This window comes from Sinorhizobium sp. 6-70, assembly GCF_030124375.1.
Taxonomy (GTDB): Bacteria; Pseudomonadota; Alphaproteobacteria; order Rhizobiales; family Rhizobiaceae; genus Sinorhizobium.
This window is the reverse complement of sequence record NZ_JASKLS010000022.1, coordinates 65,004-77,244: the sequence shown is the minus strand read 5'-3', so window position 1 is coordinate 77,244 and position 12,241 is coordinate 65,004. Positions and strand designations below refer to the sequence as shown.

The following is a 12,241-nucleotide window of genomic DNA, read 5'->3' as shown; positions in this document are numbered from 1 at the left end:
GTAGCGCCTGATGCGCAGATGCTTCATGGAGCGCGAACAGGGGGAACGGTTTCCGCCCGCATTCCGCTCGGTCTTTCAACATCGACGTCCCGCCCGCAGGCGGGAAGTCGACGCCCATTGGCGATCAGCCGACGATCAGCTCCGTCCACTTCTGGTTCAGCCAATCCGACTTGGTCTGGTAGAGATCGTAGCGCGGGATAATCGGCTCGATGTCCGACGAAACGGCTGCAAACTCCTTGTCCGTAAGATCAGTCGATTCGCGCTTGACCGTCGGCGAGGTGCCAACCTTGCGCGACAGCGTCGCCTGAATCGACGGTTGGGACATATAGTCGATGAAGATGTGCGCTTCCTCCGCTTTCTGCGAAGCGCGCGACAGCGCCCAGCAACCGGAATCCTGGATGCCACCTTCCTTGGGGAAGGTGGAGCGTACCGGGTGCCCATCGGCGGCCGCAAGACCGGTCACGTCGTGATAATACTGGCCCATCGGAATTTCACCCGACTTCAGCGCCTGTTCGAACTGCGCTTCGTCGCGGTACCAGAGCCGGACATTCGGCTTCACTTCGGCGAGTTTCTCGAATGCCTTGAGGATGCCCTCCTCCGTGTCGAGCGCATTGGTGCCGCCCATGAAGGTCTTGGCGGTTACCTCGAGCAGGAAGGAGTTGGAGACGAGCGCGAGCAGCCCGAGCTTGTCGGCATTTGCCGGATCCCAGAAGGCGGTCCACGAGGTCGGCGCTTCCTTGAAGACGTCCGTGTTGGTGACGAGGGTGATGTACCAGGAAACGGCTCCGATGCCCGCGACGCGGCCATCCGGATACTTGTTGATGAACCGGTCGAGCAGATGCGAGGCGTTCTTGATCTTCGCCATGTCGAGCGGCGCCCAGAGCTCGGTCGCCTGACCCTTGAGCATTGCGACCTGCGACATCATCGAAACATCCGCCGGAGCCTGGCCGGCACGAGCGGCCTGTTCCAACTGCACGAGCCAGGCTTCACCGGTCGGCTCTGCGACCGACTCGATCGCGATGCCCGTGGCCTTGGTGAATTCGGGGAAGATGTTCTTGTCGAACGAATCCTTGAAGTAGCCGCCATAGACGCCGACCTTCAACGACCTGTCCTGCGCTCTCAGCACTGCCGGCATCGCAAGCATCGATGCACCGGCAAGCCCCGCCCCCAGCAGCGTGCGGCGCTTGATGGAATTGATGTTCATTGCATATCTCCTTTGTTTTGGCGGCAGCCGCCGCGTTCCCTGTTGTAGTTGATTCCCTGCATCTTTTCGGCTCGCTCCGCCAGCATCTCTTGCCGAAGCAATAGCCCAGTTCGATCAGCGTATGGCGAGGCGCGAGTGAGCCCGCAATCAGCGCATCTGCCGTGAAAAGCTCTTCGTCCGCATTATCGACTGCATTGGCCATTCTGAGAAGCGTCTCGCACCCGACCGCCGCTTATGATGCACATCGGAGCGGCCTGCGCCCAATCCCGGAAAAGCATTCACCGTGGCTTCACAGTCTGGAAATTTCCTAGCTCCGGCGTCCGCCCTGCCACCGCTTCCAGTTCGACGGCAGAACGGGTTTCGAAGGCTCAGCCGGCCTTGCCTGTGATCGCCGGGCTGAAAACCATCAGGCTCAGGATCTCGAAAAGCACCTGCGCGCCCGCATGGGCGGTATTGGTCGTCGCGTCATATTGCGGGGCAACCTCGACGACATCGCCGCCGACAAGATTGACTCCCTTCAAGCCGCGGATGAGTTCGAGCACCTCACGAGTCGTCAGGCCGCCGACTTCCGGCGTGCCGGTCCCCGGCGCGAAACTTGGATCGAGGCTGTCGATATCGAAGGAGAGATAAGTCGGACCGTCCCCCACGATCTTCTTCGCCTTTTCGATGATAGCCGGAATGCCAAGACCGGTGACTTCTTCGGCGTGGATCACGGTCATGCCGGACTCGTAGGAGAACTCCCAGAGATATTCGGCCGAGCCGCGGATGCCGATCTGGACGACACGGGTCGGGTCGAGCACGCCGTCGAGAACCGCGTTGCGGAACGGACCGCCGTGATGGAACTTGGTAAGGTCATAGGCGCCGCCGGTGTCGCAATGGGCATCGATATGAATCATGCCGACCGGGCGCTTCTTGCCGACCGCCTTCAGGATCGGATGCGTGATCGAATGGTCGCCGCCGACCGAAAGCGGCACGACGCCGGCATCGACAATCTGGTCGATGCGCTTTTCGATATCGTCATGGCTGAGCTCCAGCCGATAGCGGCTCTGGAAGGCAACATCACCGATATCGGCCACGCGGAGATCGTGGACGGGCGCGCAGCCGAGCACATGGTTGTAAGGACCAATGCGTTCGATCGCACGGAGCGCCCGTGGTCCGAAACGGGAGCCCGGACGGTTGGTGACACCAAGATCCATCGGTATGCCGACGATCGCCACCTGAAGATTGCCGAAGTCCGGATTTTCGGCGTCGACCGGCATATAGGGCGCGGTCAGGAAAGTCGGGATGCCGGAATAGGGGGCGAGCCGCGTGCCGCTCTTGGTGAAGATCTTGTCCGCGACCTTGCGGAACGTCGGATCGAAGAGCTCGCCGCCGTGACTTTCGCCATATTTCGCCTTCAATTCGCTGAGCTTCTGTTCATCCCAGGCCATGCGCCCAAACCTCCATGTTTTGCTGCCGGGGATGCGCGGGACGCGCCGCAAATCGCGATTTGCGGATTTCGCCGGTTGGACCGGCGCCGTCATGTTCCCCAGGCTTTGCCTTTTGTTGGCGCATATTAGGAGACAATTCCGCTGGAAAATCAATTGACATTGTTATAGCGTTTCGTGTGAGAAAAATTCACATTGTTGCCCGCCCTCCGGAGCCCATTTTTTGTCGAGCCGCCTGCCTCCTCTCAATCCGCTGCGTGCTTTCGAGGCCACCGCCCGGCGCGGCTCCGTTTCGGCTGCGGCGCGCGAGCTCAACGTTACCCACGGCGCGATCAGCCATCAGATCCGGGCCCTGGAACTCTCCTTCAACGCCACGCTTTTCGAGCGCGGCGGCAAACGGCTGAGGCTGACCCCGCAAGGCGCCCTGCTGCTGCCGGCCGTCACCCATGCCTTCGCGGAGATCGCCGCCGCTACCGCCGCCATGACTCGCCCGGCGACAAGCGGGGAACTCAGGATCACCTGCGTGCCGGCGCTGCTCTCCTTCTGGATGATCCCGCGTCTGCACCAGTTCACCGAGCAGTTCCCGGACGTCAGGCTGACGCTGATCGCCTCCAACGATGCGGCTCATCTCCATTCCCCCGACGTCGATATCTGCCTGCTCTACGGCGACGGCAATTGGAACGACTGCTGGGCGAAGCTCTGGAGCCGGCTCGAGCTTTTCCCGGTCGTCAGTCCGACACTTCTCAACATGCGGCCGCTGCGCTCCGTGCGGGATCTGCGCGACCACGTGATGCTTCACGGCGACGACGGCCGCGAGTGGAACACCTGGCTCGCCGCCGCCGATGCGATCGATCTGCAGCGCGGCCGCCAGCATTTCATGAGCGATGCGCGGCTTTCGACCGAAGCGGCGTTGCACAATCAGGGCGTGGCGCTCGGCGACACGATCACCGCGGGAAGCCTGATCGCGCGCGGCGAACTGATCGCCCCCTTCGATCTGACGGTGCCGGCCAACGATGCCTTCTTCGTCGCCTGCCGCAACGAAATCCGCGCCGCACCGATCGTCCGCGTCTTCATCGACTGGTTGTTCGCCGCCCTCGAGAGCGACCCGATGCCGGAGCTCCAGGTTTCCGCACGCACGATCATTCGAAGCCGCATGCCGAAGCCCGAAGCCCCGCGAACGTCGACCGCGGACGGTTTTCAGCCCGTCTCGTCGCCGGCGCGCAAACGTCACCCGGAACGCCCCCAGAAACGCAAGGCCAAATCATAAAACGGGACCCTGAGCCCGGTGCAATTCTCCGCCAGCCCTTTGTCCCCGCTTACCAGCAACAGGAAGATTCACATGCCGCATTTCAATCCCCTCGTCGAAAAGCTCTCGCCGCCGCCGGTTCCCTCGGTGCTCGCCTGGGCGAAGGCCTATGACGGGGCAAGAGGGCCGCTGATCGATCTTTCGCAGGCGGTGCCGGGCTATCCCGCACATCCGGACATGCTGAAATGGCTCGGCGAGGCTTCCGCCTCGACCGCCTACACCGGTTACGGCGCGATCGAGGGCGAGGCGGAGTTGCGCGCGGCCTATGCCGCCCATGTCGCCAGCCTCTATGGTGCGGCGGTCGCGGCCGACAACATTCACATCACCTCCGGCTGCAACCAGGCCTTCATGTGTGCCGTCATGGCGATCGCCGGGGCGGGCGACACGATCCTGATGACCAACCCCTATTACTTCAATCAGGAAACGACGCTGGCGATGCTGGGCATCAATGTCGAGCTGGTGCCCTGTGACGCCGGCGCCGGCTTCCTGCCGGAGGTGGACGAGATCGCCTCGGCGCTTCGGCCTGGCATTCGCGCGCTTGCCCTCGTCTCGCCGAACAACCCGACCGGCGCCGTCTATCCGCCGGAATTGCTTCAACGCATCCACGAAGCCTGCCGCAAGAACGGCACCTGGCTGATCCTCGACGAAACCTACCGCGACTTCCTGCCATCGGCGGATGTCGCGCCGCACGGCCTGCTTCAGGCAAAGGGCTGGCAGGACAGCTTCATCGGCCTCTACAGTTTCTCGAAATCCCTCTGCATTCCCGGCCACCGCCTCGGCGCGATCACCGCCGGTCCGGCGCTCGTCGAACAGATCACAAAGATCATGGACAACCTGCAGATCTGTGCTCCGCGCGCCGCGCAGGCGGCTGTCGCGAAAGCGATTCCGGCGCTTGCCGATTGGCGGCTCGCGAACCGTGTTGAAATTGCCGCACGCGCCGACGCCCTCGAAGAGGTCATGAGCCGCCTGCCGAAGTGGAAGCTGCAGGCGGTCGGGGCCTATTTCGCCTATATCCGCCACCCCTTCCCCGACATCGATTCGCAATTCGTTGCCGAGAAGCTGGCGAAGCTCGCCGGAGTGGTCTGCCTGCCGGGCGACTATTTCGGCGAGGGCCAGGAAAACTACCTGCGCTTTGCCTTCGCCAATGCCGATGTGGCGACGATCCGCAGACTCGAAGGACGGCTCGCGGGCTTCGAGCTGCCCGGCATCTGAGCGTAAGAGATCATCCGCGGCGGGCGATCAAGATCCCGACGAGCACGATCGCGCCGCCGATGGCCTGAGCGAGGCCCACCGGTTCGCTGAGCAGCCCCCAGGCGAGGATCGCCGCCACAACCGGCTGCAACAGCAGCGTCAACGACGAGAAGGCGGCCGGCAGGTAGGCGAGCGCATAGGTGATCGCCACCTGCCCGCCCGCATGACTGACAAAGGCGAGACCGAAGAGCATCGCCCATCCGAAGCCGCTTGCCGGAAAGAGAGTGGGTTCGGCGACGAGCGTCATCGGCAGCATGCAGACGGCAGCCGAGGCCGTGCTCCAGATCATGATCCGGTTGGTGTCGAAGCGGCTCCGCAACTTGCCGATCGCAAGGATATAACCCGCATAGAACATCGCGGCGACGACCGCGATGCCATCGCCGAGAACGTCGCCCTCCGCGAGCGCGGCCGGCCCGCCCTTCAGGACCACGACGCCGGCGATCGCCGTGGCGAGCCCCGCGACGAAAACGCGGCTGACCGGCGCGCGAAACAGCGCCCAGCCCGCGAGCGTGACGAAGACCGGCGCAAGGTTTGCGAGCAGCGTCGCATTCGCAACGGATGTCATGGTCAGGGAGAGATGCCAGGCCGCGAGGTCGATCGCGAGAAAGACGCCGGGCAGAATGAGCATGGCGTAATCGGAAAATTGCTGCGGCCGCCTGTCGCCTGCTGGCCCGTTCCGAAACCACGACCAGGCGACAAGCGGGATCAGCGCCAGAGCCACCCGCCAGAAGGCGGTCGCCATCGGCCCGACCTCAGAAAGCCTCACGAAGATCGGCGATCCGCCGATAGCAGCACCACCGAGCAGCAGCGCTGTCATCGCAAGCGAGTTGCGGGAGGAAACGGAAGTGGCGGCTTTGGTCAAGGCGGTGTCCAGAGGGTCAAGTGATGATGGATGCCGCTGGATCCATGGCACCCCGCGAGCCAGCTATCAGAACCGGACCGCCAACAACAGCCGACAACAGCTAATTTAGCGACAAAAATTCAGCCGGTGCGGTGAGCACCGGCTCAATTTCGAGCTACAGCGCCGCGCGTCTTCCCAGACGCGCAAAGGACGCTGTAGCATACTTTGAATTGCTGCATGTTTTTGTCCGTAAATCGGCTATGATTTAAGGACACATGCAGTAGCGGAGGATCAAGCCGCGTCCGGCACGTGCACGGTCTTCACCTCCAGGAAATCTTCAAGGCCGAACAGGCCGCCTTCGCGGCCATTGCCCGACTGCTTATAGCCGCCGAAGGGGCTGCCGTAGCGGTGCGGGCCGCCGTTGATATGCACCATGCCTGCGCGCAACCTTGCGGCGACGCGTTCAGCCCGTTTCGGATCCCCCGTCTGGACATAGGCTGCCAGCCCGTAACTGGTGTCGTTGGCGATCGCGATCGCTTCCTCTTCCGTGTCGAAGGGAATGATCGCAAGCACCGGACCGAATACCTCTTCGCGTGCGATGCGCATCGTGTTGTCGACGTCGGCGAAGATCGTCGGCTTGACGAAATAGCCCGTCTCGAAGCCCTCGGGCTTGCCGACACCGCCGACGAGCAGTTTGGCGCCTTCTGCAATACCGGCCTCGATCAGCACCTGTACGCGGCCATACTGGATGTGGCTGACGAGCGGACCGATGTGCGAGCCCTCCTTCGCCGGATCGCCGACCCTGGCCTCGGCACCGACACGCCTCGCAATCTGCACCACCTTGTCGTAGACGCCGCGCTCCACCAGCATGCGCGTCGGCGCGTCGCACGACTGGCCGGAATTGTTGAAGCATTCGAGGATGCTGCCGGCGACGCGTTCCTCAAGGTCAGCGTCGGCAAAGACGATGTTCGGCGATTTGCCGCCAAGTTCCAGCGTGACGCGCTTTACCGTTTCGGCCGCGTCCCTGCTGACCGCGATACCAGCCCGGGTCGAGCCGGTGAACGACATCATGTCGATGTCCTTGTGCCTCGAGAGCGCGGCACCGGCATTGACCCCGTCGCCGTTCACGAGATTGAATACACCTGCCGGGAAGCCAGCCTCGTGGATCATCTCCGCGTAAAGCATGGCGTTGAGCGGCGTGAATTCGCTGGGTTTCAGGACGCAGGTGCAGCCGGTCGCAAGCGCCGGCACGACCTTCAGGGCGATCTGGTTGATCGGCCAGTTCCAGGGCGTGATCAGCCCGCAAACACCGACCGGCTCGCGCAGCATGACATCACCGTTCGGAAGCCGGTCGCGCGTCTTCAGGCGTTTCAGCGCATCGATGAAACCCTGCAGGTGGCCGACGCCGACATCGGCCTGTTGCTCGCGCGCCATCGTCGCCGGCGCGCCCAGCTCCATGGTGATCGTTGCGGCCATCTCGTCATAGCGGCGCTTATAGATCGAAAGCAGCTTTTCGAGTAGCGCCAGACGCTCCTCGACGCTGGTCTGGCTGTAGGTTGCGAAGGCCTTCTTCGCCGCGGCGACGGCCCGGTCGATCTCCGCAGCCGTGCCCATGGAAATCACGGCAATCGGCTGCTCGGTCGCCGGATTCAGGACCTCCAGATCCTTCGTCTCGATCGGATCGACCCATTCGCCGTTGATATAGAACTTTCTCTTGTCGAGCATTCGCTCCTCCTTCCCGTACGGCTCCGAAAGCGAAGTGACGTTATCTTCGAGAGGCTTCATACCAGTCTTCCGGAGCAATCCGCCGCATATGCCCTCTTGCCGCGGGCGAGGCTACGACGTTGGCAGCCCGGGCTGCAAGCGGAACGATCTCGTCGCCACGCCGGCCGATGCGCGACGCACGTCCGGGCTGTCGCTGTACGCGGCATCCCGACAAGGCGGAGGAAGGAAAAAAATTGTGTTCGAGAGGACGCCGCACCGGCGTCAGATCGCACCAATGATGAGCGCCGAGAGAAAACTGAAAGCCGCCGCAATCGCAATGGTGTGAGGAATCAGATTGCCCCGCGCGCGTCGCGCCGGTTGTGCAGCGTAGATCGCGTAGCGGGATTGGGCCGTCGCCTTGATCGCGTGCATCTTGCTCTCCGCTGTTTCGCAACTTCACGATTAGCTATGTTCTCCTATATTATCCATTGAGTTTATAGATATTATTTTCTGTCGATCGCGCCGGAAATGAAAAATCCGTTTACGGGGACATTGCCATGTTCAGTGCCGGTTGCGGTCGCGCTCTTGCAGATGTCGCGACCAGGTTTCGCTGAACCAGGGTGTCAGCAGCGAAACGTCGGCCGCACGGTGCGACCGGGCGAGCGAGACATCGGTTTCGACTGAGGTCCACACGGTAAAGGCGGTGAGCTCATGCTTTCCGAAGGTCTGGATCAACGGGATGTCGGCCGCGTCGCGGCCGCGCGCGACAGGAATGCGGCCGATGCGCCGCGCATTGTTCTTGGCGTCGAACGTATACCAGCGATCGCCGATATAGACCTCGAACCAGGCATTGAAATCCATGGGTGCCGGGCTCTCAGGCACGCCGACATTGGTCATGTAGCCGTTGACGTAGCGCGCCGGCATGTTCATGCAGCGGCAAAAAGCAATGGCGAGATGAGCATAATCGCGGCTGACGCCCAGGCGATCCTCGTGCGCCTCCGTGGCCGTGCGCATCGCCTGCGCATAGCCATAGCTGAAAACCAGCCGGTCATGGACATAATTGCAGATCGCCTGGACGCGCTGCCATCCGGCCGGGACGTCGCCGAAAAGTTTCCACGCCAGTGCACCGAGCCGATCGGTCTCGCAATAGCGGCTGGCGGAAAGGTAAGGCAGCCATCCGGCTGGAAGCCTCTCCACCGGCACGGCGTCCGCCAGTGGATCCGAGGCATCGGGCCTGCCGTCGTCCTTGATCACGGCGTCATAGCTGAGCTTGGTTTCGCCCGCATGCAAGACCATCCGCAGGCAGGCGTTTCCATGAGGGTCAGTGATTTCCTCCATCGCCAGAATGGGGGACGCGGCCGGACCGCGCTCACGGACGATGTTGCCACGCCGTTCAGGTACAACCGAAAGATAGGTCATCATCGGCGTTGGATGCGTGCACCGGACGCCGATCTCGTAACCGAAGCGTATGAACATTTCTGACCTCCCTGATCGACCGCGGTCATTCCGTCATGGCCTGCCCCGCGGTTAGGGCGTGAATGCCCTGCGGTACATGTTCACGCGTCGCGTTTGCCGCGATCTCGATTTTAAGATCGGACCGAGGAGAAAGCCTCATGGCGCACCATTGCAGCACGCTGGATATCGCGCCCGATCTGGACGCACCGGTCAGACGGTCCAGCCGAGAAATTCTAGCGCATCATCGTCCGGAGAGGAATCGATTTGGACGCGAAACTCCGCAAGGTCGGCCATTTACCAGCCGACGGCATCCTTGAAGGAATACCACCAGGAACCGATCGTCGAATATTGCGCGCGGAACATCCGACCACCCGGAAACGGATACCACGGCAGCTTCTCGAAGACGTCGAAGCGCGACGTGTCGCCGTCGATCGCCTCGGCAAGCGTACGGCCGAAGAGATGGGAGCCGGTGACGCCATGGCCGCTATAGCCATGCGCGAAATAGGTGTTGGCGCCGATGCGCCCCATCTGCGGCACGCGCGTGAAGGAAAGCGCGAAATTCCCGCTCCAGGCATAGTCGATCTTCACGCCCTTAAGCCGCGGAAAGACCTTTTCGAGATTGGGCCTGAGCTTCGCGACGACATCCGCCGGATCCGTGCCGCCATAGACGGTGCCACCGCCGAAAATCATCCGCTTGTCGGCGGACAGCCGGAAATAGTCGAGAATGTAGCGCACATCCTCCACGCACATGTCGCTTGGGATCAGCGAATGGGCGAGTTCGTCGCCAAGCGGTGCCGTGGTGATCATCTGCGTCGAGACCGGCATGACACGCGAGACGAGCTTCGGCACCGCGTCGCCGAGATAGGCATTGCCGCAAAGCACGACGATGCGAGCGGAGACCTCACCCTCTTGCGTGTAGACGGTCGGCTGGGCCGCCTCGTGGTCCACGCGGGTGACCGGCGACATTTCGTAAATCGTGCCGCCCAGGCTTTCGAGAGCGCGAGCCTCGCCAAGCACCAGATTGAGCGGATGCATGTGCCCGCCCGTCGTGTCGAGCATGCCGCCGCAATAGGCGTCGGAGTTGACCAGCTTCCTGAGCGCCTCGCGGTCGAGGAGTTGGTGGTCGTCCATTCCGTATTTGCGCCAGAGCGCCTGCTTGGCTTCCAGTTCCTTCATGTGCGCGGCGGTATAGGCGGCATAGATGTTGCCGGGCTTCAGGTCGCAGTCGATCTGGTATCGGCTGACGAGCCGGCGGATGATCCGTCCGCCCTCCTGCACCAGGCCGCCGATGAAGCGTGCCGCATCCTCGCCGTAACGGCGCTGGATCGTCGAAAGGCCGGCATTGAGGCCGTTGACGACCTGACCGCCATTGCGCCCGGAGGCGCCCCACCCCACCTGCGCGCCTTCGATCACCGTGACCTTGTAGCCCTTTTCGGCGAGATGGATTGCTGTCGACAGGCCTGAATAGCCCGCCCCGACGACGCAGATATCGGTTTCGATGCGCCCCTTAAGCTTGACCGGGGTACGGACGACGTTGCGCGAGGCAGCGTAGTAGCTCGTTGGATAGCTGCCGTCGCCAGCATAGGATTTCTTTGCGCTTGCCATCATACGATTTCCAGATAGGCGCTGAACTCATAGTCCGTGACCTGCTCGGCAAAGCCGGCGATCTCCTGGCGCTTGCAGGCGATCAGCATGGAGCGAAGCACGGGGTCGAAAATCTCGGCGGCAATCGGTCCGGCCTCGAAGGCATCGACCGCCTGCCCCCACTCGGCAGGAATTTTGGGCAGTTTCTCGGCGTCGTAGGCCCGCCCCTCAACCGGCGCCGCCGGCTTCCATTTGTTGCGGATACCGACGAGGGCGGCACCGAGGATCGCCGCGATGACGAGGTAAGGGTTCGCATCGGCACCGGCGACCCGATGTTCGATGCGTCGCGCCGCCGGGTTGCCGCCCGGAATGCGGATGGCCGAGGTGCGGTTCTCATAGCCCCAGGAAATCGAGGTCGGCGCATGGGTGTCCGGCCGGAGCCGCCGGTAGGAATTGAAATGCGGCGCAAACATGAGGGTCGTCTCCGCCATGCCGCGCAAGAGTCCGGCGACCGCGTGCCTCAGGATTGGCGATCCCTCGTCGCTGCCGTCGTTGAAGACGTTGCTGCCCTCCTCGTCGAGCAGGCTGAAATGGATATGCATGCCGTTGCCGGAGCGCGTACCGTAGGGCTTGGCCATGAAGGTCGCAGCGAGCCCGTGCTTGCGCGCAACGCCCTTGACGATGCGCTTGAAGAAGATCGCGTCGTCCGCCGCCTTCAGCGGATCGTCGGTATGCAAGAGGTTGATCTCGAACTGGCCGATGCCGTTCTCGGCGATCGCTGCATCGGCCGGCACGTTCTGCCTGGCGCATTCCTTGTAGACGTCGGAGAAGAACTCGCCGAAATCATCGAGCTCGTCGATCGATAGGATCGCGTCGGAATCGAGCCGCTTGCCGGTATAGGGCGAGATCGGCGGCACGGCGCTGTCAGGCTCCGGATCGATCAGGTAGAATTCCAGCTCCGTCGCGACGACGGGGCGCAGGCCAAGTTCGCGGTATTCCCCGACGATTGCCGCAAGTGCCTGACGAGGATCGGCAAGAAACGGCTTGCCATCCTCGATGAAGAGCCAAAGCGGCACCAGCGCGCTCGGCCGGGACGTCCAGTTGACCGGCAGCGCTCCCCGCCCCGTGACCCCGCAGATTCCGTCGCGGTCGCCGGTCGCGAAAACCTGTTCGCTGCCGATGATGTCCTCTCCCCAGACATCGACGCCAACGATGGAGAGCGGCATGCGGATGCCGCCGCCGAGCACCTTGGAGGCCTGTTCGACCGGCACGCGCTTGCCGCGCATGATGCCGTTCAGGTCACAGATGACCGCCTGGATGCTTTCGATCGGGCCGTTCTGCTCCAACCAGACCTTGAATGCGCTTGGATCTTCCGCCTCTAGAGACATATCTCAATTCTTATTTTGTGATCATATTTTTACAAAATTGACATAATTCACGATTTGAAGTCAAGCTTAGCCGGTGCTATC

10 protein-coding genes are annotated in these 12,241 nt (G+C 62.5%); 2 read left to right on the top strand and 8 right to left on the bottom strand.

The features are described from left to right. Positions 1–124: 124 nt before the first annotated feature. Together QN222_RS28760 and speB are read right to left on the bottom strand one after the other, a co-directional pair. Complete coding sequence (locus QN222_RS28760) at positions 125–1,204, bottom strand: ABC transporter substrate-binding protein (RefSeq protein ID WP_283965217.1); 1,080 nt, start codon at positions 1,202–1,204, stop codon at positions 125–127. A gap of 368 nt (positions 1,205–1,572) precedes the next feature. Next, positions 1,573–2,634, bottom strand: a complete 1,062-nt coding sequence (gene speB, locus QN222_RS28755; protein WP_284005722.1) for an agmatinase — start codon at positions 2,632–2,634, stop codon at positions 1,573–1,575. A gap of 220 nt (positions 2,635–2,854) precedes the next feature. Between speB and QN222_RS28750 the strand changes: the two genes are divergently transcribed. Both QN222_RS28750 and QN222_RS28745 read left to right on the top strand, forming a co-directional pair. Then, the gene (locus tag QN222_RS28750; RefSeq protein ID WP_283964696.1) at positions 2,855–3,898 is read left to right on the top strand and encodes a LysR substrate-binding domain-containing protein; all 1,044 of its coding nucleotides are present in this window, start codon (positions 2,855–2,857) and stop codon (positions 3,896–3,898) included. A 72-nt stretch (positions 3,899–3,970) separates the two neighbouring features. Further along, positions 3,971–5,149: an aminotransferase gene (locus QN222_RS28745; protein WP_283964695.1), complete on the top strand. Its 1,179-nt coding sequence runs from the start codon at positions 3,971–3,973 to the stop codon at positions 5,147–5,149. A 10-nt stretch (positions 5,150–5,159) separates the two neighbouring features. On the opposite strand, the gene QN222_RS28740 is transcribed toward QN222_RS28745, so the two are convergent. The 6 genes from QN222_RS28740 to QN222_RS28715 all read right to left on the bottom strand — a co-directional run bounded on the left by QN222_RS28740 (position 5,160) and on the right by QN222_RS28715 (position 12,160). Beyond that, positions 5,160–6,050, bottom strand: coding sequence for a DMT family transporter (locus tag QN222_RS28740; RefSeq protein ID WP_349666171.1), 891 nt, complete (start codon positions 6,048–6,050; stop codon positions 5,160–5,162). Positions 6,051–6,320: 270 nt separating this feature from the next. Next, a complete protein-coding gene (locus QN222_RS28735; RefSeq protein ID WP_283964694.1) occupies positions 6,321–7,754 on the bottom strand; it encodes an aldehyde dehydrogenase family protein in 1,434 nt (477 codons plus the stop codon). 261 nt (positions 7,755–8,015) lie between these two features. Beyond that, the gene (locus QN222_RS28730; RefSeq protein WP_283964693.1) at positions 8,016–8,165 is read right to left on the bottom strand and encodes a hypothetical protein; all 150 of its coding nucleotides are present in this window, start codon (positions 8,163–8,165) and stop codon (positions 8,016–8,018) included. Positions 8,166–8,294: 129 nt separating this feature from the next. Beyond that, entirely contained in the window at positions 8,295–9,209 is a 915-nt protein-coding gene (locus QN222_RS28725; protein WP_283964692.1) for a transglutaminase family protein, read from the bottom strand. Positions 9,210–9,482: 273 nt separating this feature from the next. Next, the gene (locus tag QN222_RS28720; protein WP_283964691.1) at positions 9,483–10,796 is read right to left on the bottom strand and encodes an FAD-binding oxidoreductase; all 1,314 of its coding nucleotides are present in this window, start codon (positions 10,794–10,796) and stop codon (positions 9,483–9,485) included. Next, a complete protein-coding gene (locus QN222_RS28715; protein WP_283964690.1) occupies positions 10,793–12,160 on the bottom strand; it encodes a glutamine synthetase family protein in 1,368 nt (455 codons plus the stop codon). The genes QN222_RS28720 and QN222_RS28715 overlap by 4 nt, the downstream gene beginning before the upstream one ends. Positions 12,161–12,241: the final 81 nt, after the last annotated feature.

Excerpts from the sequence above, each read along its gene's own strand:
- QN222_RS28760 (WP_283965217.1), bottom strand. The coding sequence starts at position 1,204 with ATGAACATCAATTCCATCAAGCGCCGCACGCTGCTGGGGGCGGGGCTT.
- speB (WP_284005722.1), bottom strand. The coding sequence starts at position 2,634 with ATGGCCTGGGATGAACAGAAGCTCAGCGAATTGAAGGCGAAATATGGC.
- QN222_RS28730 (WP_283964693.1), bottom strand. The coding sequence starts at position 8,165 with ATGCACGCGATCAAGGCGACGGCCCAATCCCGCTACGCGATCTACGCT.
- QN222_RS28725 (WP_283964692.1), bottom strand. The coding sequence starts at position 9,209 with ATGTTCATACGCTTCGGTTACGAGATCGGCGTCCGGTGCACGCATCCA.
- QN222_RS28735 (WP_283964694.1), bottom strand. The coding sequence starts at position 7,754 with ATGCTCGACAAGAGAAAGTTCTATATCAACGGCGAATGGGTCGATCCG.
- QN222_RS28715 (WP_283964690.1), bottom strand. The coding sequence starts at position 12,160 with ATGTCTCTAGAGGCGGAAGATCCAAGCGCATTCAAGGTCTGGTTGGAG.
- QN222_RS28720 (WP_283964691.1), bottom strand. The coding sequence starts at position 10,796 with ATGATGGCAAGCGCAAAGAAATCCTATGCTGGCGACGGCAGCTATCCA.
- QN222_RS28745 (WP_283964695.1), top strand. The coding sequence starts at position 3,971 with ATGCCGCATTTCAATCCCCTCGTCGAAAAGCTCTCGCCGCCGCCGGTT.